Source organism: Streptomyces sp. CA-243310 (assembly GCF_050936775.1).
In the GTDB taxonomy this organism is placed as follows: Bacteria; Actinomycetota; Actinomycetes; order Streptomycetales; family Streptomycetaceae; genus Streptomyces.
Genome location: NZ_JBNJMF010000001.1, coordinates 3,053,283 through 3,078,377 on the forward strand (window position 1 = coordinate 3,053,283; position 25,095 = coordinate 3,078,377).

The window sequence follows — 25,095 nt, forward strand, 5'->3', positions numbered from 1 at the left end:
CTCAATGAGCGACATCATCAATGGACTTGGTCGCACCAGTGCGTTCGGCGCCCTCGGCCTGGTCCTGCTGATCCTCGGCATCGTCCTGGTGGACGTGCTGACGCCCGGGAAGCTCCCCAAGCAGATCTGGGAGGAGCGCAACCGCAACGCCGCGCTCCTGCTCAGCTCCGCGCTGCTCGGGATCGGCGGAATCGTCTTCACCTCGATCTGGACGACGTACGACGACTTCGGCAAGGGCCTGCTGTCCACCGCCGCGTTCGGCCTCCTCGGGCTGGTCCTGATGGCCGTGGCCTTCCTGGTGCTGGACCTGGTGACCCCGGGCAAGCTCGGCGCCATCGTCGTCGACCCCGAGCCGCACCCGGCCGTCTGGGTCACGGCCTCCTGCAACCTCGCGGTGGCCGCGATCGTCGCCGCCTCGATCGCCTGACGCACAAGCGCACGCACGCGCACACGCCCGGCCCGGCCCCACGGGCCGGGCCGCCCGGCTATCCGACGTCCGGCAGCGCCTGCCGGCCCTCCCGGACCGTCACGGGGATGCCTCCCGCGGCCTTCGACAGCCGCGCCCTGAACTCGGCGGAGGCGGCGCCCGCGGCGTCCGAGTCCACCTCCACCCCGGTCGCCCCCGGTGCGGCGGCGCACGCGTAGAGCGGGAACGTGTCCTCGATCCGGCAGAGCTCCCCGCTCACCGCGCCGAGCGCCCGCCCACTGTACGGACTCGGGTAGAGGTCGACCCGGCCCGGATCGAGGCCGGGATCCGTCCGGTGGGCCGCCTCCACCAACAGGCGGCCCCGGGCCAGGTCCGTGACGCACAGCGCCACCCGACCCGGGGGCAGGTCGGTGATGTGCGTCGCGTAGACGTCCGCGAAGGCGCCCCGCCCCTGTTCGCCGACCGCCCGTGAGAGGCGCAGACCCTCGGGGGTGTTGGCCGGGGTCCCCCCGATCGACGTGGGCGGGGCCTCGGGCTCGTCCCGGCCCGGCGCGGGACAGGACTTCCCACCGCCGGCGGCGGGCAGCGCTCCCGGCGCCGCAGGTTCGGTGGCGCCGCACCCGGTGAGCAGCGCGGCGACGCTCACCGCCACCACGCCGACGTGGGCGAACCGGGCGGTGTCTCTCCGGCGCATCACAGGGTCCCCCTCGCGTCACGATGCCGGTCGGTACGACGGGCACGACAGGGACGTGCCGGGTGCGGAACCGGTTCCCTCCCGCCGGCCCGCCGGGACCGCGCCGGACCTCGCGGTCCCGGCGGGCCCTCAGGCAAGGCCCAACGCGAACACCGCGAAGCCCGCCGCCAGCAGTCCCGCCGCGGCCCGCCGCACCGCCGTCGCCCCGGTCCACGGCTCCTCGAACCGTCGGGCGTAACGGGCGATCCCCACCAACAGCGCCCCGAAGACCGGCAGCCACGCCGCCCGGGCCAGGAGCCACCCCACACTGTCCGGGGCGGTCGTCAGGCCGGCGGCCCCGCCGAGGAGGGATCCGGGCACGGCCACCGCCAGCATCGCCGTCTGGTGCCAGCACAGGACCGTCATGGCACACAGGTTGACGACGACCACCGGGGCCCACAGCGCCGGCCGGGCGAGGAGCCGCGCCAGCCGGTCCCGCAGCAGGATCGCCGCCCCCGACTGGGCCGCCGCCAGGGCGAGCACGAGCAGCGACGGCGGGTGCGAGTTGGTCCGCGCCTCGCCCGGTACGCCCACCATCGACGCCGGGTAGTGGAACACCGTCAGCAGCGCCGCGAACAACACGGACCCGCCGACGAGCAGCAGCCACGCCCCGCGCCGGTCGACGCGCCGCTCCCCCCAGGACACACCCAGCTGGTACGCGAACAGCCAGCCCGGCAGGATGTTCAGCAGGGCCACCCAGGACGGCACCGAGTCCGAGAACGGCCCGTACCGCAGGAAGTCCACCACCGCCACCGACCCGAGCAACGGGGCCGCCGCCCAGCCTCCGAGCCGGCCCGCCGCCCGCACGCAGTACGGGGTCAGCGCCGTGACCACCACGTACACCCCCACGAACCACAGCGGCTGGATCACCAACGTCGCCCCGGTCCGCAGGGTCGTCTCCGGCACCCCGGCCGCGTACGCCACCGGCGCGGCCAGCGCCCACACCGCGGTGACCCCGAGCACCGGCCGCCCCAGCCGGACGATCCGGCCCCTCAGCCACGCCGCCGTCGAGCCGTCACGACGGCGGAAGGACAGCACCGACGCGTACCCGCCCACCAGGAAGAACACGCCGAGCATCTGCAGCACCCAACTGGCCGGGGCCAGGCCGCCGAACGACGCCAGCGGGCTCGCGTTGTGCAGCGCGCCCTCGTCGTCGAGGGTGAGACCGCCCAACATCCAGTGCCCGATCGGCACGGCGAGCAGGGCCAGGGCGCGCAGCCCGTCGATCGCCCGGTCACGGTGGGCGGGGGTCCGCGTCTCGATCCGCTCGGCCGTTGCCCGCAGCGAGGTCGTCATGCTCATCGGGCCGCCCCGTCCGCAATCGAGGCGAAGGCCGCCAACGACCGCGTACCCGGTGCGAAGTAGCCGGTGTGCCCCCGTACGTCGTCGGCGGGGATCCGGCGGGCACCGAACGCCGGGGACGTGGGATCGGCGCCGTGCCCGATGCCCGCGACCTCGACGTTCGGTACGTCCGCGATCCAGTCGGAGGGACCACGCGCCGCCCACACCCGCGCCGCCGTGCCCAGACCGGCGGCGGTCCTCGTCCGCATCCCCGGGGAACCGAACACGACGATGTCGCTCGCGTCCGTGTGCCGGGCCGCGAGTCCACAGACCACCGAGCCGTAGCTGTGGCAGAACAACACCGGGTCCGGCGCCCCCACCGCGTCCAACCCCGCGGTGAACCGGGCCAGCCGGACCGCCCCGGCCTGCGCCAGCCGCCCGTCGGCCGCGTCCAACCCCACCCCCACCGGGGTGGTGTACCCGGTCCACGCCACGACGGCCGTGTCCCCCGACGTCGCCGACCACAGCGCCCGAGCCATCCCGGCGGGACCGGTGTACGGCGTGCGCCGCGCGTCGTGGGTGCTCGCGTCGTTGTCGGAACCGGGCACGATCACCGAGACGTGCGCCGCGCGCTCCGGATCCCCGAACACCTCCGCGACCTGACCCCCGTCGCGCGGATCGAAGGCCAGGATCCGGCGACCGGGGGCCGCGAGGGAATCGAACCGGGCGTCGCCCGTCGCGAGGACCGCCAGCCGGTTGGCCTCGTACCTCAGAGGGAGCGGAGCCCCGTCCAGATTGCCCACCACGAGGGGATGACGGAGCAGCAGCCGGCGCCGCCCGGACTCGTCCAGCCCGGCGAAGAACGCCGCGACCTCCCGGGGCGGCGCGCTCTCCGGATCCGGCAGCCTCCGGCCGGACACGCTGTCGGCCCGCCAGGCGTCGGCGCCCGGCGGCGGGCCGGTGACCGCCCGCCGGCTGTCAACCGAAGCCCATCCCGCGGTCCCCGCGACCACGGCCACCGCGACGGCGGCGGTGACCAGTGTCCTTCCGAAGCGGCGCATGCCCCTTCTCCTCTCCTCGTGACGAGGAGGAAGGTAGGAAGGGGGTACCGGCCGGCACGTCCCACCGGGGAGCCAACCCCGATGTCATACCCCGGTAGGGGGTGGAGGAGAGCGGTACCCGGGATCAGGCGCCGTCGCCGGGACGCACCAGCCCCGCCTCATAGGCGAAGATCACCGCCTGGGCCCGGTCCCGCAGGTCCAATTTGGCCAACACCTTGCCGATGTGCGTCTTCACCGTCTGCTCGGCGAGCACCAGATGCCCGGCGATCTCCTGGTTCGAGAGCCCGCGCGCGATGAGCTCCAACACCTCGGTCTCGCGCGGGGTCAGCCCCTTCAGCCGCAGCGCCGGGTCCCTGCGCGGCGCCGGCCGCTGCCGGACGAAGTCGGCGATCAGCCGCCGCGTCACCGACGGCGCCAGCAGCGCCTCGCCCGAGGCGACCACCCGGACCGCCGCGATCAGGTCGGCCGGCGGAGCGTCCTTCAACAGGAACCCGGACGCGCCGGCGCGCAGCGCCTCGTACACGTAGTCGTCGATGTCGAAGGTGGTCAGCATCAGCACCTTCGGGCGGTGCACCACGCCCCTCGGGGGATCGAGGAGCTCGCGGGCGGCCGTCAATCCGTCCATCTCCGGCATCCGCACGTCCATCAGCACCACGTCGGGGTGCGTCGTGCGGGAGACGCGCACCCCCTCCCGGCCGTCGGGAGCCTCGCCCACCACGTCGATGTCGGCCTGCGCCGAGAGCAGCGCGGCGAACCCCGCCCGCACCATGGCCTGGTCGTCGACGATGATCACGCGGATGGTCAACTCGGTTCCTCGGCTGTTTCGTTCAGGGGCAGACGGGCGGCGACCCGGAAGCCACCGTCCGGGAGCGGACCGGTGTCCAGAGTGCCGCCCGTCAACCGTACGCGCTCCCGCATCCCCACCAGGCCGTGCCCCGTGCCCGAGGTCTCCAGGGGCGGTGCGGCGTCGGGGGCCGGCCCGTTGACCACCAGGACGAGCAACTCGTCGGAGTGGAGCGTCAGCGAGACGTGCGTCCGCGCGCCCGGAGCGTGCCGCACCACGTTCGCCAGCGCCTCCTGCACGATCCGGTACGCCGACAGGTCCACCGCCGCGGGCGCCGCCGCCGCGGCCCCGGCGGCCAGGGACAACCGCACCGGCTGCCCGGCGCGCACGGTCGCCTCCACCAACTGCTGGAGCCGGTCGATACCGGGCTGTGGGGCACGCTCCCCGCCCGGTCCGTCGCCGTTCCCCCGCAACACCGTCAGCAGCCGGCGCATCTCGCCCAGCGACTCGCGGGCGCTCGCCGCGATCATCTCGAACTCCTCGCGCACCGGATCGGCCATGCCGGGCAGCCGGTACGGGGCGGAGTCGGCCTGCACGGTGATCACCGACATGTGGTGGGCCACCACGTCGTGCAACTCCCGCGCGATCCGGGCCCGTTCCTCCAGCAGGGTGCGGCGCGCACGTTCGGCCTCGCTGATGCCCTGCTGTTCGGCGATGCGCTGCTGCGCGTCGCCGAGACCACGCAGGGCACCCGTCAGCGCGAGGAAGGCACCGGCGAGGATGAACAGGAGCGCGGTGGTGGTGGTCACCCCGTCGGGCCGCAGGAATTCGAGCGCCCCTCCGGCCGCACCCGTCACCAGCCACACCGCGACCAGGTTGCGGACCGACTCGCGCAGCCCCAGACAGACCATGGCCACGAGGTAGCCGACGATCACCATCGGCGGCCACGGCCAACTGTGCCCGGTCACCCCGTCGGCATGGGCCAGCACCACCGCGCCCACGACGTCGGCGGTCAACACGATGCCCCAGGCGGCCAACGGCCGGGTCACGGCGAGCAGCAGCGGCACGGTCTGCGCGACGCCCAGGGCGCCGGCCCAGCCGCCGCCGGCCCCGTAGACGTTGGTCGACACGGCGATCGTCACCGGCAGCAACGTCAGCACGAAGACGGCCACGACGGCGAAGGGCAGTATCCGCTGCCAGGCCTTGGGGGCCCGCGCGAACAGCGGTTCGCCCGCGTGGGCGGGCGTCCGCAACACCACCGCGAATCGGGGCACCGCGCGGCCGGACGGGGCGGGGACCGGTTCGGGGGCCGTCGCCCCGGGCGTCGTCTCGCTCATGATCGCCCCACCCTACGGGTCAGGACACCGGGCCCCCGGAGCCCGGGCCGCCCGCGTCCCGGCGCCGGCGCGACGTGCGAGCCGCCCAGGGAGGCGGGCGAGGCGGTCGAGTCGGGCGTCGAGGGCAGTGAGCCGGTTTCCCGACGGCTCGCGCGTCGCGGCGCGCGGAAGGCGCCCTCCGCACGGGTGCGCCGACGCCGACCCCCGACCCGCACGCCGGGGGCAGGCCCGCCGCGTCCGGGCATCGCGCCCTCAGCGCTGCCAGGTCGTGCGCCGCACCACGGTGTCCGAGCGGGAGACGGGCGTGTCGCCGGCGTGCGCGGCCAGCGCGCGGCGCATGTCGTCCAGGGCGGGCTGCTCGTCGGTCATCGGGTGCTGGAACTCGTACTGGAGATCCGTGTTCAGGACCACCCACACCACCCGCCGCTGTTTGTCCCCGGACTTGCGCATGTCCTCCCAGTTGGTCACGTGGATGGTCACGGTCCCCACCACGATCTCCCGGATCTCGGGCCAGGACGCCCGGAACCGGCCGAAGCCAACCCCCTCGCCGTCCGCGCGGAAGGCCGGAACGAACACGGCGCGCACGCTGAACACCAGACCCACCGCGCCGAACAGCAGGCACAGGATCGCCCAGCCCCAGAAGAAGACGGTGGCGAAGAGGGACTCCATCTCCCACGGCGGCCAGGCCCAGAACGTCCCCACCCCCAAGGCCCCGGCGAGGAGCGAGGCGAGGATCATGCTCCCCCGGCCGTCCTCGTGGATCTCGTACGGTCGTCCCCCCGCGGGTACGTTCATGCCCACCCCCCTGTCGCGTGTAGCGCCATGATGCCCACGCCCGGCCCCGGGAACACCGGCCGGTTCCGGCCCCTCGGGCCGCTTGGGGGTCGGCATAGACTGGCGCCGATCAGATGATCATCGGCATGGGGGAGTCGGTACGCATGGGGGCCGCGGCCGCGTGGGAGAAACTGCTGCCGGTGCTCCTCGCCTTCGGTGGCGGGGTGTTCCTCGCCCGGCGCAAGACCGTCCCGGCGGAGGCCTCCAAGGCCTTCGCGGACTACGCCTTCCTCTTCGCGGTGCCCTGCTACCTCTTCGGCAACATCTACGCGAGCGACCTCGGTGCGCTGTTCGACTGGCGTGCCATCGGCGGCTACGCGGCCACCGCCGCCCTCGCCGTCGCGGTCGTGGCCCTCGTCGCCGTCGCCCGCGGGACGCGCGAGCCGCGCGCGGTGGCGCTGCGTGTGATGGCCGGCGTCCAGGTCAACACCGCGTACTTCGCGGTGCCCGTCTTCATCACCGTGTTCGGGACCGCGGCGCCGATCTTCCCGGTACTGCTCTTCCAGGTCTGCGTGCTGTCCCTCGTCGTCATCGCCACGATGGAACTCGGCCGATCCGGATCGGGGTCCGGCGGTCCCGGGACGAAGCTCGCGCGCGCCGTCGCGGCCTCGCTCGCCACCCCGTTGGTGCTGGCCTGCAACGCCGGAATCGTCTTGAACCTGCTGTCGGTGCGGGTGCCGGGAGTGGTGTTGGAGGGGGCCGCCTTCGTCGGCGACAGCGCCTCCCCGGTCGCCCTGTTCGCGCTGGGTCTGCACCTCGGGGGAGCGGGGCTGGACGTCCGCGGCACCACGCGCGAGGAACTGCTGCTGATCGGGTTCAAGTGTCTGGCGTTCCCGCTGCTGGCCTGGGCGGTGTGCGGGTGGCTGTTCGGCGTACGGGGCGACTGGCTGGCGTACCTCGTCCTGATCGCGGCGATGCCGACCCCGCAGAACCTGTTCATCTTCGCGCAGCGCTACGACGTGGGTGTCGACCTCTCCGCCTCGCTCGTGATCAAGAGTTCGGTGGTTTCCCTCCTGCTGCTGCCCCTGTGGTTGCAGACTGTCGTCTCATGATCGAACAACGTGCGAACGCCGCGAACACGACGGGGTCCGCGCCGGCATCGGTCACCCTCGGGCTGTTGGCCGCCTGGGTCGCGCACGACCTGGAAGAGGTCGCCACCATGGCCCGGTGGTCCCGCACCCGGGTGCCCGTCCTGCGCGAACGCCACCCCCGGGTGCCCGAACGGCTGTGGCGGAGCGTGACGGACGTGGACGGGCGCGAGTTCGCCACGGCCGTCGGCCTCATGGGCCTGATCGTCGCGGCGGCGGCCGCGGACGGTCTGCGCACCGGCGGGCGCTCCGCCTTCCACCAGGCCGCCCTGGACGGATTCGGTCTGCACGGGCTGGTCCACCTCGCCCAGTCCGCCGCCACCCGCGGCTACACCCCCGGCGTCGTCACCTCCCCGCTGATCGTGATCCCCTTCACCCTCTGGGCCCGCGGCCGGCTGCGTCGCGCCGGCGTGCTCAGGCCGACCCGGGCGCGCGACGCGGTGCTCGGCCTCGGTCTGGCCGCCGCGGCCACCGCCACCGCGCACGCCGCGGCCCGGCTGATCCGGCGTCCCGCGCTCGTTCCCCCGGGCGGGTACCGCTCGTTCACCCCGCATGGAGCCCCTGCCGACCACCGCGGCGCCGGGCGTCGCTGAACGCGCCGACGCCGCGGCCGATGCCGCCTGCCACCTCTACGACGCCGTCGCGCCCCGGGGCGCCGGCGAACCGGGCGGGTGGAGCCGGACCGCGGCCGAGGACGCCGCGGAAGCCATCGAAACCACCGCACACGCCCTCGCGTTCATCCGTCCGGGCGCCGACGTCGTCCTGGCGCCGGTGCACACGGCCCTCGCGGAACTGCGCCGCCGGCTGGAGCTGTCGCCCCCCGACCCGTTGACCGCCGAGGGGGTTCCGGCCACACCGCGTACGGTCGGCAACCCGCGCCGGACCCGCTGGGCGCGGGTGCCTCACCCGACGCGGGCGCCGGCGACGGCGGTGTCGAACAGGGCCCTGACCTCCTTGCCGAAGTAGGAGCTGTACGAGACGTCGGGCGTGTCCCCGCCCGTCTTCCAGCCGCCGATCACCCCGATCACGTCCCCGGTCCTGGTCTTCGCGTCGTAACGCGCCAGGAACGGGCCGCCGCTGGTCCCACCGGGGTATCCGGTGCAGGCGATGCGCAGGAAGGAGCCGGGGATGCGCGTGTCCTTGCTGGTGAACTTCGTGGTCCGGTTGACGCACACCCGGGGGCGGGCGGCCGACGACGGATGGCCGATCAGCGTGACCCGGGGGTGTGCGTACGGGCCACCGGTGAGCAGCCGGTTCCCGCCGACCACGTCCTGTACCCGGCGCCCCTTGGGGCCCGGCCCGACCTGCGCGAAGGCCACGTCGAGGGTGGCCGCCCGGTTGGCGCCCTGGCTGCGGTAGCGCGGGTGGACCCACACCTTCGAGCGGCCCTTGGCGTCGCGCAGCACGGGGAACAGGCCGTGGGGCCGGGGGTTCCGGGCCGTGTAGCGCGGTACGAAGGCCACCTTCCGGGTGTCGGAGCCGAGCAGGCAGTGCGCGGCGCTGAGCACCAGGTTGCGGCCGGGCGAGGCGACCACGCTCGCCGTGCAGAAGTACGCGCCGGCGCCCTTCATGACGAACATCCTGCCGACGACCGGGATGCCGTCGAAGTTCGCGCCGATGCCGGGGCCCGCCAGAGCGGCGCCGATGGTGTCCCCGGCCCGGTCGGACTCGGCGGACGGTTCGGCCGCGGTGGTGGACGCGGGCGCGGTCACCGGGGTGACGGCCGGGCCGGCGGCCGAGCCGGGGGCGGCGACCGGTGCGCGTGGCGCCGGGGCCGGGGCCGCGGAGGCCATCCGTTCGGCGGTCCAGAAGGACTGTGCCTCCCGGACCGACCATCGGCCGACGGCCCGTGCGGTGCCGGCCTCGGCGACCGGCAGCGGGCCGCCGAGCAGCGCCAGCGCGGTCGCTGCCGCCGCCATGGTCAAGGTGCGTCTCATGCGGGGCTCCCTAGATCGCTTGGGGGAAGCGGAACAACCGGTTCGGGTCATGGGCGCGTCGGACCTCCTGGAGGCGGGCGAGGTTCGCCCCGTAGTAGGCCGTGCGCCAGTCGACGAGCTTCGGATCGACGTAGTTCTGGTACGCGCGACCGCTCGCCCAGGGGCGCAGGTCCTGCCAGAGCCCGTCGAGCCAGCCCTGGTGCCGGGCCACCTCGTCGGCCGACGCGGACTCGGGCCAGTAGGCGAGGTACTGGGACAGGAACGCGCTGTCGCGGTGGACGAAGGCGGTGTCGGAGGGGGCCGGCCGGTTCATGGCCCCGCCGCACTCCCCGAGGAACTGGACCACGCCCCGCCCACCGGCCGGCGCCGCCCGCGCGTAGCCGCGCACGGCGGCCAACACCGCCCGGACGGCCGCCTCCGGCAGCCCGGCGCCGGTCCAGAAGTCCGAGCGGGCCGCGTAGGAGGACCGGCCGATCACCCCGCGCGGGTCGTGGCCGGGCAGGACGCCCGGCAGGCGGCACCGGGCGGCGGCCCGCTCCTCGCAGCCGGCCATGGCCCGCAGGGTGTCCGCGTACCCCCGTACGACGAGGTGACGGTCCCGCGGTTCCCGGCCGACCAGGTCGGACAGCCGGGTCAACTGCCGTTCCAGCTCGTCCCGCCCGTCGAAGCACAGCACCTTGACGGACGGCACGGGCTCCGGACCGGACTCGATCACGAACTCCACGTGGCTCCAGAAGGGGTCCGGCAGCCCGCCCGACCAGCGCTGCCAGCCGCTCAGCACCGCCGCGGACTCCGCGCCCGACCAGTGCAGTTCGGCGAAGGCCACGTCCCCGACCGGGTGGGTGCGGAACCGGAACTCCGTCACCACGCCGAAGTTGCCGCCCCCACCGCCGCGCAGCGCCCAGAAGAGGTCGGGATCGTGTCCCGCGTCGACCTCGCGGACGACGCCGTCGGGAGTGACCACCCGGGCGCCGGTCAACGCGTCCGAGGTGGTGCCGTGCACCCGCGAGCCCAGCCCCATGCCCCCGCCGAGCGTGAGCCCGGCGATCCCGACCGAGGGACACAGCCCGGTCGGGATGCCCCGACCGCGTGCGGCGAGCGTGGCGTTGACCTCGCCGAGGCGGGCACCGGCTCCGATCCGTGCCCCGTCCCCCTCGACCGCCACCTCGGCCATCGCCCCGACGTCGACCACGAGCCCGCCGTCGCCGCCGGACCAGCCCGCGTAGCCGTGGCCGCCACCGCGCGGCACCACCGGCACCGCGGAGCGACGCGCGAAGTCCAGACAGACGGCCACGTCCGAGGCGTGCGCCGGATACGCCACCGCGACCGGCGCGAGGGTGTCGTAGCGGGGCTGGAAGAGCCGGCGTGCCTCGGGGTAGTCCGGGTCGCCCGGCACGACGATCCGCCCGTCCACGGAGCGGGCGAGCGCGGCGAAGTCGGGGCCGCGTGCAGGGCGCCGGGAGGGACGGCGCACGGGGTCGGCGGGACCCCGCGCGGTCGCCCCGACCGTGGCCAGGACTGCGGCGGCCGCGCTCGTGAGGACCTGACGGCGATGCGGGCTCATGCCCCCTTCCTGCCATCGGCGGGCCGGTTCGGGGCGAAGGCGGGACCACAAAGGCCGAGTTGCCCCCCGAACGGCCCAGGAACCCGCTCCTCCCCGTTCCCCCGCCCGGCCGGACGCACCGGATCACGGGGAACCGGGCGCGTCCGGATCGGGTGTGCGGGCCAGCAGGAAGCCCTGGGGGGACCGTTCCCCGTCGTCGGGTTCGCGGACCAGGCGCGCCACCTCGGTCAGGCCGGCGCCGGTCAGCAGCGCGGCCACGCGCTCCGGCGGGACCCCGTACACGTCGAGGTCGACGGGGTGCCCGTACGCCCGCTCCAGCCGGGTCCGGTACTCGCCGGCCTTGAACGCGATCAGCAGGTGGCCGCCCGGCGCGAGCACCCGCGCGCACTCCGTGAACACCGGCGGCAGGTCCTGCGGCGGGGTGTGCACGGTGGAGTACCAGAGCACCACCCCGCCCAGCACCCCGTCGGCCACGTCCAGGGCCGCCATGGAACCCACCTCGAACCGCAGTCCCGGATGGGACCGACGGGCCACCGCCACCATCGCGGGCGACAGGTCCACGCCGAAGGCCCGCACGCCGAGACCGCTCAGGTGCGCCGTCACCCGGCCGGGGCCGCAACCGAGGTCCGCGACGGCGCGCCCCGGGCCGCCGTCCCCGCCCCGCACGCATTCGGCGAAGGCGGCCAACATCGCGCGGTCCAGCGGCCTGCGGGCCAGCTCCGACTCCATGAGCCGGGCGTAGTCGACGGCGACGGCGTCATAGGACACCCGCACGGAATGCAGGTTCGAGGTGGCGTTCATGCCCCTGCACAGTAGCCCGCGCGGAGGCCGGACTCACCCCCCGGACAGCGGATTGGGAAGGTCGGCCCACTGGTCGCCCGGCGTGCCGGGGCTGAGCCGCATCAGCGTGAGTGCCTTGACCGGGAGCGGCCCGGACCGCAGGGCCTCGGTGTCCGCCGTGGCGGGGAGGTCCGCCGATCGCCCCAGGGCCTCGCCCAGGGCCGGCGCCGACCCGGCCGTGGCGGCGAGGGCCCCGGCCGCCAGAGAGCCGAAGAGCTTGCGCCGCAGCACCGTCTCGTCGTCGGTGACCAGCCGTCCCGACACCGGCGGCACCGCCAGCCCGTGCCGGGCCAACCGGGCCGGGCTGATCCGGATGTCGGCGAGGTCGCGGTAGACCAGCCGCAGCGGCGACCCAGTGGGGGAGAGGACGACCAGCAGGTTCTGGCCGTGGGCCTCCAGGGCCACCCCGAGGTCCAACACCTCCAGGCACACCGACAGGGCCAGCCCGGCGAAGTCCGCCCGCCAGGCCGGCGAGGCGGCGAGCGGGGTGCCCGCGAGGGCCGCCACCGGAACGACCCGCTCACCGGGGCCCGCGTACGCCTCCGGGGGTTCGCGGAAGACCGTCGCCAGGTCCGGGCTGTGCGCGGTCGCGGCGGCCAGGGTGCGGGTGACGTGGAGGCGCCCGCCGAGCCGCTCCGACAGGGAGTGCGCGAACGCGGAGACGGCGGCGGCCGTCTCGATCGAATAGCCGGAGATGTCCCGCACCGAGGAGGTGAGCCGGGTGCTCAGCGAGGTCTTCACGTGGGGCCCGCCCCCGACCGGGGCGAGGGTCCGCAGCGACATCAGCGGATGCGCGGTCGGGAAGGGGCCGCCCCCGCCGCCCCCGCTGCGCCCGCCGCCCTGCTTCAGGACGTGCTCCGCCTGCCACGGGTGCACCGGGAGCAGCACGTGCCCCCCGTCCCGCAGCTCGGCCGGCCAGTCCCCGGTGACCAGGCACTCCTCGGCCCGGACGGAGACCGTCCCGAGCGGTACGAGCGGCCGGTGCTCGGGTGCGTACGCCAGCTGCTCCGCCACCGAGAAGCCGGGACGGGAGCGACAGTTGGGGTGGTAGGGGTGGCCGTCGACCACGCGCTGTTCCCACTCCCAGCCCGCTCGCGGGGCGGCGTCCGTCGCGGGGTCGGGCTGCCCCGCCCGGGACAGCGCCAGCGAGGCCGTGCTGTCGTCCAGCTCGGCGGCGAACGCGGCCCCGTGCGGCACGTCGAGCGCCGACACCAGACGTGCGGCGTGTCGGTACGCCCGGCCGTCGAGCCGGACCTCGGTGACGTGGGACCCGGTGGCGTAGGGGTCGGACAGCGGCCCCTCCAGCCGCCCACCCGAGGCGGTGACGAGCACCAGCGAGTCCGGCCCGGACTCCCGCCGCACCACCCAGGGCAGCGGTTCGAAGGCCAGCGCCCGCCAGAGCCGGGTCAGCACGGCCGCCCGCGCTCCTTCCAGCTCGGCGGCGTACGCGGCCACGAGGTCGGGCCGTACGTCGGCCAGCTCGGCGGCGACGGTCTCCTCGGCCGGGGGGACGGGGACGTGCGTGCTGCGGTCCAGGGTCCTGGTCCTCTCATAATTGGGTTCACCTGATGATCGGTGATGATCACCGAATGGATCGAATGGAACCAGTGGACCTCAACGCCGCAGCCGACGCCCTCGCAGCCGCTCCGCTGCTGAACTGCCTGCTGCGGGAGGCCGCCGATCCCACAGGTGAGGAGGGCCTCCACCGGCTGCGCGGCAGCGGGCGACTGCTGCGGGTGACGGGCGGACGCCGGCCCGAGCGGCCGGAACTCCTCCTCGGGAACGGCCGGCATCCGCTCGGCCTCGCGGAACTGGTCAAGCTCACCTCGGACGAGCTGCGCCTCTACACGGGCGTCTCCAACGACGAACTGCCGACGGAGATCACCGACAGCCGGGACGCCGTCGCCGCGCTGCTGGCAGCCCGGGCCGCGGCCCCGGCCCCGCAGGACCCCTACCTCCGGTCCGAACAGGCACTGGTGATGGGCCATCCGCACCACCCGGCCCCCAAGTCGCGGGGCGGCGCGCCCGCCGCGAGCTGGCTGCCGTACGCGCCCGAGGCCCACGCCCGATTCCCGCTGGTCCTGCTCGGCCTGCGGGAGGACCAGGTGGTCGAGGAGGGCCCGCCGGCCGCCTCCGAGGCCATCGACTCGCTCGCCGACCTCCTCGACGGCCCGCGCCCGCCCGCCGGGTACCGGCTGCTGCCGGCGCACCCCTGGCAGCTGGACCTGGTCGGAGGCCTCCCCGCGGTGCGCGAGGCCTTCGCCGACGGGCGGCTGCTGCGCCTCGGACCGACCCGGCGCCCGGTTTGGCCGACCGCCTCGATCCGGACCCTGTACGCGCCCGATCCGAGCGCCGACCTGTTCGTCAAGTTCAGCCTCGACGTCCGCGTCACCAACGACGTCCGCCGACTGTGGAAGCACGACCTGCTGAGGCTGAGGCGCACGGACTCCGCCGTCGAGGCGGGGTTCGCCGAACTGCGCCGCGAGGGCTCGCGGGCCGTCTGGCTGGCCGACCGGGGGTACCGCACCGCCGGGTTCGCCTTCGAGGAACTGGCCGTCCTGGTCCGCGACGGACTGCGCGGACAGGGCCTGCCGGGGACCGATCCGCTGCTGGCCGCCGCGCTCGCGGAGGGCTTCCCGGGCAGCCCGTTGGCCGCCACGCCCGACCCGGCCGGGTGGTGGCGGGCGTATCTGCGCCATGTCGTGCCCCCCGTGCTGGAGTTGTTCGCCCGGCGGGGGATCGTCCTGGAGGCCCACCTCCAGAACTGCCTGGTCGCGGTCGACGGCCGGGGCATGCCGGTACAGGCCCTCTTCCGCGACGCGGAGGGCGTGAAACTCCCGGGCGACCTGTCGCCGGAGGCCGGCCGGCAGCGGCTTCTGTACTGCCTGGTGGTCAACCACCTGGCCGAGGTCGGCGGGGCACTGGCCGAGGCGCACCCGGCCGTGGTCGGCCAGGTGTGGCCCGCCGTCCGGGAGGAGTTCCTGCGCCTCCGGGCCGCGACCGGGCTCGCGGAGATCGACGAACTCCTGACCGCCCCGTCGCTGCCGGCCAAGACGAACCTGCTGTTGAGGTGGACCGGGGCGGACGGCGCGGACGCGCGCTACCTGCCGCTGCCGAACCCGCTGAGGGGGTAGCGGACCGGGCGTGGCATTCCGGCCAAGGTGGTGCCGGGCGACCCTTCCCCCGGTACTGAAAGGTATAGACCAATGCTACGTTGGTCGGGCAGACCGCGCAGTCCTTGACCACCCGTCAGAGGAGTAGCCATGCCCTCCCCTTCGCGGGGCGGCGCCCCGGCCGCCATGCCCAAGTACCAGCGGATCGCCGCAGCGCTGCGGCAGGAACTCGACCACACCGCGCAGACCCCCGGCGCGAGACTGCCCTCCGAGCGCAGCCTCGCCGCCCGCTACCAGGTCAACCGGCAGACCATTCGAGCCGCCCTCCAACACCTGCGGGCGGACGGGCTGATCGTCACCGGCCGGCGCGGCACCCGGCCCGTCGCGGCGCCCGCGCCCGTCCCGGCCTCGGCGCCGGCGGTCGGTTCCGTGCCCGTCCGGTGTTGGGTCGCGTTCGTCAGTCTGGCGCCGACCCACGCCGCACTGCTCGGCATGAGGGCCGGTGAGCGCACCCTCGTGCACCACCGCCGCGAACGGCACTCCGCGGGCGAGCCCGTCCAGCACGCGGTCACCTACCTCAGCCCCGTCGTGGTGGCCGCCACCCCCGAACTGTCCGCGCTGTGTCACCACACCGCGGTCCGGGACGAGGACCTGGGGCCGCTGCACCGCTGGCTCGACCACGCGACGGCGACCGGCCGGGTCGCCGAGACCATCACCATGACCCGCACCAGCCACCCGTCGACCTCCTCGGGCGCCTGCGGGCTGAGCGTCCGCCGCACCCTGCACGACGGCTCCGGCCGACTGCTCGCCGTCACCGACCTGGCCTTCCCGACCTGGGACCGGCTGACCCTCCACCGGGACCGGGCCGCGGGCGGGTTCCGCGTCAGCTGACGACGGCGGCGCCGCGGGGCGGGGGCGTGTGACACATCCCACCTCGGCGGGTGGGCCGGCGCCCGGAGCGGGCGGTCGTCATTCGGGACGCGAGTGCTCCGAGGTCGGCCGCTCCGGTGTCGTCCGGTCGGCCGGCGAGTCGGCCGGCGGGGCGGCGCCGTCGTCGGTCGCGCGAGCCGTCTCGTGCCCGGTCGCGCGGCGGTCGGGGGCGGCCGGGGCGCCGGTGAGGAGTGCGAGGAGCCCGGCCACCTGCACGCCCGCCTCGGCGGGGTGTCGGAAGACGGCGCCCACGGAGATCTCGTACCGATTGCGACGTCCGTCACGCACGCGCTGGAGGTATCCGTCGGCCTCCAGGTCGGTGACGATCGTCTGCACGGTGCGCTCGGTGAGTCCGCAGGTGGCGGCCACGTCGCGCAGGCGGACGGCGGGGTCCCGGGCGATGGTCACGAGCACGCGTGCGTGGTTCGTGAGGAAAGTCCAATTGTGTCGCTGAGACGCGGTCCCCATATGCTCATGATGCGTTACTTGATTCAGGTGATGCAATACGTGAAAGCGATTTCCTGTAATTCTTGACGTATGAGCCGAAGAGGTCCAGCATCTACGGCAGTCAAGGTCACGCGCCGCAAGCCGACCAGCCCAAGGAGCGAACCCCCATGCCGGTCCCTGCCCCGTCCTCCCAGATCGACACCGCCACCGCCGCCGTCCCGCGGCCCCGCCGGAGCACCGCCGCCGGTCTGCCGCGGATCGACGACCCCCGGGAGATGGCCCCTGCGGACGCCCGCGAACTGTCGCGGGTCTTCTTCAAGCGGCTCCGTGAGCTCACCGAGGGCACTGCGGAGTACCAGTACGTCCGCAACACGCTGATCGAGATGAACGCCTCACTCGTCCAGTACGCCGTCCGCCGCTTCCGCACCCGCGGCGAGGGCGGCGACATGGAGGACATCGTCCAGGTCGGCACGATCGGCCTGATCAAGGCCATCGACCGGTTCGACCCGAGTCGCGAGAACGAGTTCTCCACCCTCGCGATGCCGTACATCACCGGCGAGATCAAGCGGCACTTCCGTGACACCAGCTGGGCCGTGCACGTGCCGCGCCGGCTCCAGGAGCTGCGCATCGAGATCGCGAAGGCCAAGGAGGAGCTGACCGTCCGCCTGGACCGCTCCCCGACCGTCGCCGATCTCGCCGAGCACCTCGACCTCAGCGCCGACGAGGTCGTCGAGGGCCTGGTGGCCGCCAACGGCCACACCTCCGGCTCGCTCGACGCCCCGCACACCGAGCACAGCGACGGCCCGACCGAGGGCCACACCCTCGCCGACGTCATGGGCGAGGACGAGCCAGCGATGGAGCTCGTCGAGGACATCCAGTCCCTGGCCCCGCTCCTCGAGCAGCTCACCGACCGTGAGCGCCGGATGCTCCAGATGCGTTTCGGCGAGGAGCTGACCCAGGCCCAGATCGGCGCCGCGCTCGGCATCTCCCAGATGCAGGTCTCGCGTCTGCTGACCCGGCTCCTGGCCCACCTGCGCGACTCCATGCTGGCCGACGCGGACCACACCGGTGGATCGGCCGCGCACGCCGCCTGACCTTCGGCCCGGCACGCCCGACCTCCCGGCCCGGCCCGCGTCGCGCGGCCAGGGCCGCCTCACCCGGCCGCACCCCCCTCACTCTCGGGGTGCCGCCGGGTGAAGCGGTGCCACGGGCGCGCGGGCCGCGGCTTCACGACCTCGACCTCGGCCTCGGGCTGTCGCCGGGTGAAGCGGTGCCACCAGTGCGTACGCCGCGGATGCACGGCCCGCCCCAGTCGCCGCCCCAACAGCAGGTAGCCGAGCAGGGCGCCCGTCGTGTTCAGGATCACGTCGTCGACGTCGAAGGCCCGCCCCGTGACCAGGGCCCCCTGGACGAGTTCGACGAGGGTCATCACGACCGTCGTGCACAGCACGACCCGCGCGAGACCGCGGACCTGCGGCACCAGCACCGGCAGCAGCACCCCGAACGGCACCCCCAGCAGCAGGTTCCCGCCGATCTGACGCGCGGCCTCGCGGGCCGTGCCGTGATTGACGTAGGCACGGATCGACTGCCCCGGGTGGACGTTGCTGTAGGTCAGGGCCTCCGACGCCGGGGAAGGCTCCAGCGTCAGTCGGGCGAGCACCACGCTGAAGGCCACCGTCGCGCCCAGCGCCGCCGCCATCGCGAGTGCCCGCAGCGCCGGATGCGCCCCCGTCCCGGGTACCGGATTCCTGTGCCGTATCGGAGTCATGGGCACCGTATGCCCAGCCATCGCGGCCCGACCCGTGGTAAAACCGGCCGATCGCCTGCCGTGTTCCGGGGTCGACGAACGCCGGTGCGGGTGAGGGGGATCACGTTGCCGCTCGCGCCGGCGTGAGGTGGATCACCTTGGCGTTTGCGGTGGTTGAGGGAGGGCACCCGGGCCCCTGGAACGGAACCTTCCGCTTGCCGTCGACGCGGCGCGCGCGAGGGCGGGCGGATCCCGCATCGCTCCACGGCCCGCCGACCCCATCGGTGCGCCGTACCCGTCACGACCCGCGAGGTGTATGTGTCCACGCTCCAGGCCGAGCACGTCTACAAGGTGTTCGGCAGACACCCCGATGGCGCCGCCGACGCCGTCCGCGCTCTCGAACGCGGCGCCGACCGCGACGAACTCCGCGCCGACGGAACGACGGCCGCCGTGATCGACGCGTCCTTCAGCGTCGAACCCGGCCAGATCTTCGTCGTCATGGGGCTGTCCGGATCCGGCAAGTCCACGCTGCTGCGCATGCTCAACGGACTGCTGGAGCCCACCTCGGGACGCATCCTCTTCGACGGCGAGGACCTCACCGCGCTCACCGCGCGCGAGCTGCGCCGTGTCCGCTCCACCAAGATCAGCATGGTGTTCCAGCACTTCGCGCTGTTTCCGCACCGCGACGTCCTGGCGAACGCCGCGTACGGACTGGAGGTCCAGGGCGTCCCCCGGGCCGAGCGCGAACGGCGCGCCGCCGAGGCGTTGGAGCTGTGCGGGCTCGGCGGTTGGGAGAACTCCTGGCCCGACGAGCTGTCCGGCGGCATGCAGCAGCGCGTGGGCCTCGCCCGCGCCCTCGCCACCGACGCCGACCTGTTGCTGATGGACGAGTCCTTCAGCGCCCTCGACCCGCTGATCCGCCGCGACATGCAGGACCAGCTGCTCGAACTCCAGCGGCGCCTGAAGAAGACCATCGTCTTCATCACCCACGACCTCAACGAGGCCATGCGCCTCGGCGACGGCATCGCCGTCATGCGCGACGGCCGGATCGTCCAGTCGGGCACCGCCGAGGACATCCTGATGCGGCCGGCCGACGACTACGTGGCCTCCTTCATCCAGGACGTCGACCGTTCCCGCGTCCTGACGGCCGACGCCGTCATGGACGTCCCGCTCCCGGACGCCGATGCCTGCGCCTGTCCGACGGTCGGCACCGACACCCCGCTCGCCGAACTGTGCGCCGTCAGCGCCCGGGTCCCGCACCCGGTCGCCGTCACCGACAAGGAGGGCGCCGTGGTCGGCTCCGTGCCGCAGGACCGTCTCATCGCCTTCATCGGCGACGAACAACGGCCCCCGATGCACTGCGCGGGGGTGGCAGCCTGATGCCCCGCCTGCACCTCGGCGCCTGGGTCGACAGCGGTGTCGACTTCCTCCAGCGCCACCTGTCCTGGCTGTTCGACGCCATCAGCACGGTGGTCACCGGACTCTACGACGGCATCGACGCCGTCCTGAACGCCCCCGCGCCCCTGCTGTTCGCCGGCATCCTCGCCGTCGCCGCCTGGTGGTTGCGCGGCCTGCTCGCCGCGCTCCTGGCCTTCGTCGGCTTCGCACTCGTCGACTCCGTCGGCCTGTGGTCCGAGGCCATGTCCACGCTCTCCCTCGTGCTGGTCGCCACCCTGGTCACGCTGTTCTTCGCGGTCCCGCTGGGCATCTGGGCCTCCCGCTCCGACCGGGTCAGCGCCGTCCTGCGGCCCGTCCTGGACTTCATGCAGACCATGCCGGCCATGGTCTACCTGATCCCCGGCATCATCTTCTTCGGCGTGGGAGTGGTGCCCGGCATCATCGCCACGATCATCTTCTCGCTGCCGCCCGGCGTCAGGATGACCGAACTCGGCATCCGGCAGGTCGACGGCGAACTGGTCGAGGCGGCCGACGCCTTCGGCACCACTCCGCGCGACACCCTGGTACGGGTCCAGCTCCCGCTGGCCCTGCCCACCATCATGGCCGGCATCAACCAGGTCATCATGCTCGGCCTGTCCATGGTCGTCATCGCCGGCATGGTCGGCGGCGGCGGACTCGGCGGAGCCGTCTACCGCGCCATCGGCAACGTCGACATCGGCCTCGGCTTCGAGGCCGGCATCTCCATCGTCATCCTCGCCATGTACCTGGACCGGATGACCGGGGCCCTCGGCCGCCAGGTCTCCCCGCTCGGCCGGCGCGCCCTGGCCAAGACCCAGGCCGCCGCGCGCGGCGCCGCCAAGCTGTGGAACCACCGGCCCCAGCCCGCGTACGCGGTCACCGGTGCCGTGATCCTCGCCCTCGTGGCGGGTGGCCTCGGCGCCTTCGGCGGCTCGGACCAGCCGAAGACCACGGCGAGCGGCGCCGAGAACGTCGGCAAGGGCCGCAAGATCAACCTCGGCTACATCCCGTGGGACGAGGGCATCGCCTCCACCTTCCTCTGGAAGGAACTGCTGGAGCGGCGCGGCTTCGAGGTCGACGCCCGCCAGCTGGAGGCCGGCGCGCTCTACACCGGCCTGGCCGGTGGACAGATCGACTTCCAGACCGACTCCTGGCTGCCCGTCACCCACGCGAAGTACTGGGAGAAGTACGGGAAGAAGCTGGAGGACCTGGGCTCCTGGTACGGTCCGACCTCGCTGGAACTGGCCGTTCCCTCGTACATGAAGGACGTGCGCTCGCTCGCCGACCTCAAGGGCAAGTCCGGACAGTTCAAGGGCCGGATCGTCGGCATCGAGCCGAGCGCCGGCGAGATGTCGATCCTCAAGGACAAGGTGCTCGGGGAGTACGGCCTCGACGGCGAGTACAAGGTCGTCGACGGCTCCACCCCGGGCATGCTCGCCGAGCTGAAGCGGGCCTACGAGAAGAAGGAGCCCGTCGCGGTCGTCCTGTGGTCCCCGCACTGGGCCTACTCCTCCTACCAGCTCACCAAGTTGGAGGACCCCAAGGGAGCCTGGGGCAAGGGCGACGGAATCCACACCCTGGCCCGCAAGGACTTCGGCTCGGACGAGCCCGAGGTCGCCAAGTGGCTGCGCTCCTTCAAGCTGACCGAGGAGCAGCTGACCGGCCTGGAAGCCAAGATCCAGGAGGCCGGCAAGGGCAAGGAGCAGGAGGCGGTCCGCACCTGGCTCGCCGATCACCCGGAGATCGACAAACTGGCCTGAGCACCGCGAGGCGCCGGCGCGCGGAGGAGACGGTACGTTCCTCCGCACGCCGGCGCCTTCGTGCGTTCCGGTCGCGGTCCGGCCGACCCGGACCGGTGGTTCAGCCGACCCGGACCGGTTCGGCCGGCGACGGTACGGGCTCGGCCGGGCCCGCCGTCCGACGCGGCGGCAGCGGCCACCAGATGCTCCACCCCAGCAGCGCCGCCAGCGCCGGGACCAGCGCGATCGACAGGACGAAGGCCGAGAGCAGGATCCCGAGCGCCGTCGCGAAACCGATCTGCTGCGTCGCCGACCCGGGGCCGACGGCCAGGCTGCCGAACGAGGCGGCCAGCACCAGGCCCGCCGTCGCGATGGTCGGAGCGGTGTGCCGCACCGCGCGCGCCACCGCCGCGCGGGCCGGACCGGGCCGTTCCATCTCCTCCCGGATCCGGTCGCCGATCAGGATGTTGTAGTCGGTGCCCAGCGCGACCACGAACAGGAACAGCACCAGCGGCAGCGTGAAGTCCACCCCGGACCGCCCCAGGGCGTGTTGGAACACCAGCGCCGAGGCACCCAGGGTGGCTGCGAAGCCCAGACCCACGGAGATCATCAGGACGGCCGGCGCGAGCAGGCTCCGCAGCAGCACCAGCAGGATCAGCGTGATCAGGGCCGCCGCCACCGGGAAGACCACCCTCAGGTCCTTGTCCACGGCCTCGGAGATGTCCGCGAACACCGCCGCGGTCCCGCCGACATGCGCCTCGGTACCGGCCGGCCGGTGCGCCGCCACCGTGTCCCGGATCGGCCCCGAGACCAGGTCGCGGACCTCCTGCCGATGGGGATCGGAGGTCGGGAACACGTCGATCCGAGCCGCCTTCCGGTCCTCGCTCAGGACGGTCGGGGCCACCTGACCCACCCCGTCGACCGCGGTGAGCGCCTCGGCGAGCCCACCGACCCGCTCCGCGGTCAGCACGCCCCCGTCGGATGCGGTGACGTAGACGCCGGTGGGGTCGGAGACCCCGGCCGGCAGCGCGCCGGCGATCTCCGCGGCCGTGCCCGCCGCAGCCGTGCGCTCCCCGTTCCCACCGCTCTGCCCGTAGTCCATCCGCATCCCCACCAGCCCCGCCGCCAGCGCCCCCAGCAAGGCCACCGAGGCGAACACCACCGTGAGGGGGCGTCGGGCCACCCGGTCGCCCATCCGCGCGGCCACACCCTCGCGGGGCTGCCGCTTCAGCTCCCGGGAGGGCCAGAACATCCTGCGCCCGGCGACGGCGAGGATCGCCGGCATCAGGGTCAGGCTGCCGAGCAGCATCACCAGGACGGCCACGGCGATGGCCGGACCCAGGACCCGGAACTGGCCGAACGTGGCCACCCCGAGCGTGGAGAAGGCCGCCACGATGGTCAGCGCCGCCGAGGTGATCGCCGTGCCCACCCGGCCCGCCACCTCCGCCGCCGCGGCCCGACCGGACTGTTCCGGCCGGTCGCGCAACTGCTCGCGGAAGCGGAACAGCAGGAAGAGGAAGTAGTCGATGCCGATGCCCACCAGCACCACGTTGATCAATTGAGGTGTGGACGGGTCGAGATCGATCCCGGCCAACAGGGCCGAACCGACCACGGCGCCCGCCGCCGCGCCCCCGATCACGCTCACCGCGAGCAGCGGGAGCAGTGCCGCCAGGAAGCTGCGGAAGACGAGGACGTGCAGCAGCACGATCGCCAGGACCATCACGATGCCCACGACGGTGGACCGGGTCTTGCCGGCGTCCGCGGAGTCCACGGTGTCGGCCAGGCCACCGGTGAACCCGGTCCGCAGCCCCGCCTCCGCGAACTCGGCCCGCGCCTGCTCCCGGAAGGCGCGGTAGAGGTCCTGCATCCCGGGATCCGTGGGGTTTCCGGTCAGCTCCACGGTCAGCAACCGGAATCCCCGGTCAGGGGCCGTCACGACCGGTTCGACCACGGGCCGCTGGGAGTGGTCCCGGGCGAACGGCAGCGCGTCCTCGGACCGGGGCATCACGACCGGGCGCCGGGCCAGCTTCGCGGTCTCCGCGTCGATGCGCCGCTCGTCGGCGGCGGTCAGCGGTTCCCCGTCGGCGCGGGCCACCAGCACGGTCGAGGGGTTGGCGTCGGGCCTGGCCCCGAAGTGCCGCTCGGCGACCCGCAACGCGGCGGCCGAGTCGTAGTCGGCCGGCAGGAAGGCGCCCGACGAGGCCTGGGTGGCGCGGAAGACGAGTGCCTGGCCCAGCAGGCTCAGGGCGATGCCCAGCACGGCCCACAGCGCGATCACCTTCCACGGACTTCGGGTGGCGTAGCCGGTCAGGGCGCGGATCACGTAATCCTCCGTAACGGGGGTCTCGAAGCCGGGGTTTCCCGGCTGCTCCCAGCCCATCACCGGACGCCTCCCGAAACGTCGGCGCCCGGGATGAGCCCGCACCCGGGACCCGGGTCCGGGGGAGGGCCCGAACCAGGACCCTGGTCCCGGGTGCGGGATCCACCCCGGGGCCCGGGCGTCCGCGGTCGCCGCGGTGGGAGAATGGATCACCTACGTGACCCGGGGCGCGGCGGTACGGACCGGTGCGGTCGGCGACGAGGGGGGACCGGTCGGCATGCGCACGCGTCTAGGGGGCGACCCGTACGTACCGCGCGGCCCGCGGGCCCTGGCGGAGGGGTTCACCTGGACCCGCAATGATGCCCTGGTGGCCATCGGGTCCGGCGCGGTGGACCTGACCGGCTACTCGATCGGGACCATGGACTCCGGACTGACCCTCAGCGTGCCCGCGTTCGGCCTGTTGGTGCTCGCCTCGCTGGCTCTGCCGGCCCGGCGCCGGCACCCGGTGGGCGTGTTCGCGGCGGCACTCGTTCTCGCCGCGGTCTTCAACCTGGTCAGCCCCCTCGCCCCGGGGTTCACGGCCAACCTGGCGGTCGCCCTGTACTCCGTCGCCCTGACGCGCGGACCGGCCACGGTCACGGCCGGCGCCCTGGCCGTCCTGCCGCTCCCGCTGATCGGCCGCAACGGGCGTTGGGTCGACGCGGGCTGGGGTGTCTTCGGCAACCTCGTCGCGGCGGGCATCGTCGTCGCCGCGGGGCTCGCGGTCCGCCGTCGGCAGCACGAGGTCGCGGCGCACCGCAGGTTGCTCGCCGACCGGGCGGTGGCCGAGGAACGCCGCCGCATCGCCCGCGAGCTGCACGACATCGTGGCCCACCACATCACCACCATGCAGCTGATGGCCGGCGGGGCCCGGGCCAACCTCGCCCACGACCCCGAGGCCGCCCGGGACGCCCTGGTCACCCTGGAGGGCTCGGGACGGATGGCGCTGCGTGAAATGCGCCAACTGCTCGACGTGCTGCGGGCCGGGGAGGAACCCGAACACACCCCGCCCGCCCCGCAACCCGGGGCCGGGGACCTGGGCCGGATCATCACCGAGTCCCGACTGGCCGGGATGGAGACCCGGTTCACCGTCCACGGCCGGGCCCGGCCCCTGCCGCCGACGGTCGGCCTGACGGTCTTCCGGATCGTGCAGGAGGCCCTGACCAACGCCCGCAAGCACGCGGGGCCCGCGCGGGCCGACGTACGCCTGACGTACGGCCCGGACGAGATCACGGTGGAGGTCAGCGACGACGGGGCGGGCGTACCGCAGCCCCGCCCGCTCCCGCTCCCGCCACCGTCGGAGCCCGGCGCCGGGTACGGTCTGATGGGAATGCGTGAACGAGTCGCCCTGCAAGGCGGCACCCTGGAGGCCGCGCCGATCGACGGCGGCGGCTTCCGGGTGGCGGCCCGCATGCCGGCGACATCGGGCGCGGCCGGGGGAGAGGGAGAGTGAGACGC

23 protein-coding genes are annotated in these 25,095 nt (G+C 73.9%); 10 read left to right on the forward strand and 13 right to left on the reverse strand.

Annotated elements, in window-relative coordinates; translation table 11 throughout:
- Positions 1-4 precede the first annotated feature (4 nt).
- Positions 5-427, forward strand: a complete 423-nt coding sequence (locus ACQEVM_RS13645; protein WP_266953118.1) for a DUF350 domain-containing protein — start codon at positions 5-7, stop codon at positions 425-427.
- Positions 428-485: 58 nt separating this feature from the next.
- Here the strand turns inward: ACQEVM_RS13645 and ACQEVM_RS13650 are convergent, their stop codons facing one another.
- From ACQEVM_RS13650 to ACQEVM_RS13675, 6 genes are all read right to left on the reverse strand, one after another.
- Positions 486-1,121 carry a hypothetical protein gene (locus ACQEVM_RS13650; RefSeq protein ID WP_433078348.1) on the reverse strand — a complete coding sequence of 212 codons (636 nt, stop codon included), beginning with the start codon at positions 1,119-1,121 and terminating at the stop codon, positions 486-488.
- Between the two features lie 129 nt (positions 1,122-1,250).
- Complete coding sequence (locus ACQEVM_RS13655; RefSeq protein ID WP_433078350.1) at positions 1,251-2,462, reverse strand: acyltransferase family protein; 1,212 nt, start codon at positions 2,460-2,462, stop codon at positions 1,251-1,253.
- Positions 2,459-3,502 (reverse strand): alpha/beta hydrolase, encoded by a 1,044-nt coding sequence (locus ACQEVM_RS13660; protein ID WP_433078352.1) that lies wholly within the window; start codon positions 3,500-3,502, stop codon positions 2,459-2,461. The genes ACQEVM_RS13655 and ACQEVM_RS13660 overlap by 4 nt, the downstream gene beginning before the upstream one ends.
- 124 nt (positions 3,503-3,626) lie before the next feature.
- Positions 3,627-4,307, reverse strand: a complete 681-nt coding sequence (locus ACQEVM_RS13665) for a response regulator (protein ID WP_433078354.1) — start codon at positions 4,305-4,307, stop codon at positions 3,627-3,629.
- Positions 4,304-5,623, reverse strand: a complete 1,320-nt coding sequence (locus ACQEVM_RS13670; RefSeq protein WP_433078356.1) for a sensor histidine kinase — start codon at positions 5,621-5,623, stop codon at positions 4,304-4,306. Before ACQEVM_RS13670 ends, ACQEVM_RS13665 begins: the two co-directional genes overlap by 4 nt.
- Before the next feature lie 252 nt (positions 5,624-5,875).
- Positions 5,876-6,418: a hypothetical protein gene (locus ACQEVM_RS13675; protein WP_433078358.1), complete on the reverse strand. Its 543-nt coding sequence runs from the start codon at positions 6,416-6,418 to the stop codon at positions 5,876-5,878.
- Between the two features lie 125 nt (positions 6,419-6,543).
- On the opposite strand from ACQEVM_RS13675, the gene ACQEVM_RS13680 reads away from it, so the two are divergent.
- Genes ACQEVM_RS13680 through ACQEVM_RS13690 form a run of 3 tightly spaced genes read left to right on the forward strand, consistent with a single transcriptional unit; the run spans position 6,544 to position 8,511 of the window.
- Entirely contained in the window at positions 6,544-7,509 is a 966-nt protein-coding gene (locus ACQEVM_RS13680) for an AEC family transporter (RefSeq protein ID WP_433078360.1), read from the forward strand.
- On the forward strand, positions 7,506-8,138 hold the full coding sequence (locus ACQEVM_RS13685; RefSeq protein WP_433078362.1) for an HXXEE domain-containing protein: 633 nt from the start codon (positions 7,506-7,508) through the stop codon (positions 8,136-8,138). Before ACQEVM_RS13680 ends, ACQEVM_RS13685 begins: the two co-directional genes overlap by 4 nt.
- Positions 8,098-8,511: a hypothetical protein gene (locus tag ACQEVM_RS13690; protein WP_433078364.1), complete on the forward strand. Its 414-nt coding sequence runs from the start codon at positions 8,098-8,100 to the stop codon at positions 8,509-8,511. The genes ACQEVM_RS13685 and ACQEVM_RS13690 overlap by 41 nt, the downstream gene beginning before the upstream one ends.
- On the opposite strand, the gene ACQEVM_RS13695 is transcribed toward ACQEVM_RS13690, so the two are convergent.
- The 4 genes from ACQEVM_RS13695 to ACQEVM_RS13710 form a co-directional block, all read right to left on the reverse strand.
- Positions 8,448-9,482 (reverse strand): trypsin-like serine protease, encoded by a 1,035-nt coding sequence (locus ACQEVM_RS13695; RefSeq protein ID WP_433078366.1) that lies wholly within the window; start codon positions 9,480-9,482, stop codon positions 8,448-8,450. The two genes, ACQEVM_RS13690 and ACQEVM_RS13695, sit on opposite strands and share 64 nt — an antisense overlap.
- Before the next feature lie 10 nt (positions 9,483-9,492).
- Positions 9,493-11,046 carry an FAD-binding oxidoreductase gene (locus tag ACQEVM_RS13700; RefSeq protein WP_433078368.1) on the reverse strand — a complete coding sequence of 518 codons (1,554 nt, stop codon included), beginning with the start codon at positions 11,044-11,046 and terminating at the stop codon, positions 9,493-9,495.
- Between the two features lie 123 nt (positions 11,047-11,169).
- Positions 11,170-11,847, reverse strand: coding sequence for a class I SAM-dependent DNA methyltransferase (locus tag ACQEVM_RS13705; RefSeq protein ID WP_433078369.1), 678 nt, complete (start codon positions 11,845-11,847; stop codon positions 11,170-11,172).
- Between the two features lie 33 nt (positions 11,848-11,880).
- Positions 11,881-13,341 (reverse strand): IucA/IucC family protein, encoded by a 1,461-nt coding sequence (locus ACQEVM_RS13710; protein WP_433078371.1) that lies wholly within the window; start codon positions 13,339-13,341, stop codon positions 11,881-11,883.
- Between the two features lie 134 nt (positions 13,342-13,475).
- On the opposite strand from ACQEVM_RS13710, the gene ACQEVM_RS13715 reads away from it, so the two are divergent.
- Complete coding sequence (locus ACQEVM_RS13715; RefSeq protein ID WP_433078372.1) at positions 13,476-15,020, forward strand: IucA/IucC family protein; 1,545 nt, start codon at positions 13,476-13,478, stop codon at positions 15,018-15,020.
- 129 nt (positions 15,021-15,149) lie between these two features.
- On the forward strand, positions 15,150-15,890 hold the full coding sequence (locus tag ACQEVM_RS13720; protein ID WP_433078374.1) for a GntR family transcriptional regulator: 741 nt from the start codon (positions 15,150-15,152) through the stop codon (positions 15,888-15,890).
- A gap of 78 nt (positions 15,891-15,968) precedes the next feature.
- On the opposite strand, the gene ACQEVM_RS13725 is transcribed toward ACQEVM_RS13720, so the two are convergent.
- Positions 15,969-16,343 (reverse strand): helix-turn-helix transcriptional regulator, encoded by a 375-nt coding sequence (locus ACQEVM_RS13725; RefSeq protein ID WP_433078376.1) that lies wholly within the window; start codon positions 16,341-16,343, stop codon positions 15,969-15,971.
- 200 nt (positions 16,344-16,543) lie between these two features.
- On the opposite strand from ACQEVM_RS13725, the gene ACQEVM_RS13730 reads away from it, so the two are divergent.
- Entirely contained in the window at positions 16,544-17,470 is a 927-nt protein-coding gene (locus tag ACQEVM_RS13730; RefSeq protein WP_433078378.1) for an RNA polymerase sigma factor SigF, read from the forward strand.
- Positions 17,471-17,529: 59 nt separating this feature from the next.
- On the opposite strand, the gene ACQEVM_RS13735 is transcribed toward ACQEVM_RS13730, so the two are convergent.
- The gene (locus ACQEVM_RS13735; protein WP_433078380.1) at positions 17,530-18,144 is read right to left on the reverse strand and encodes a VanZ family protein; all 615 of its coding nucleotides are present in this window, start codon (positions 18,142-18,144) and stop codon (positions 17,530-17,532) included.
- Positions 18,145-18,441: 297 nt separating this feature from the next.
- Between ACQEVM_RS13735 and ACQEVM_RS13740 the strand changes: the two genes are divergently transcribed.
- Positions 18,442-19,503, forward strand: coding sequence for a quaternary amine ABC transporter ATP-binding protein (locus tag ACQEVM_RS13740; protein WP_433078382.1), 1,062 nt, complete (start codon positions 18,442-18,444; stop codon positions 19,501-19,503).
- Positions 19,503-21,299, forward strand: coding sequence for an ABC transporter permease/substrate binding protein (locus ACQEVM_RS13745; protein WP_433078384.1), 1,797 nt, complete (start codon positions 19,503-19,505; stop codon positions 21,297-21,299). The genes ACQEVM_RS13740 and ACQEVM_RS13745 overlap by 1 nt, the downstream gene beginning before the upstream one ends.
- A 100-nt stretch (positions 21,300-21,399) precedes the next feature.
- Here the strand turns inward: ACQEVM_RS13745 and ACQEVM_RS13750 are convergent, their stop codons facing one another.
- Positions 21,400-23,601 carry an MMPL family transporter gene (locus ACQEVM_RS13750; protein ID WP_433078386.1) on the reverse strand — a complete coding sequence of 734 codons (2,202 nt, stop codon included), beginning with the start codon at positions 23,599-23,601 and terminating at the stop codon, positions 21,400-21,402.
- Positions 23,602-23,794: 193 nt separating this feature from the next.
- Here ACQEVM_RS13750 and ACQEVM_RS13755 point away from each other — a divergent pair, with 193 nt between their 5' ends.
- Complete coding sequence (locus tag ACQEVM_RS13755; protein ID WP_433078388.1) at positions 23,795-25,090, forward strand: sensor histidine kinase; 1,296 nt, start codon at positions 23,795-23,797, stop codon at positions 25,088-25,090.
- Positions 25,091-25,095 lie beyond the last annotated feature (5 nt).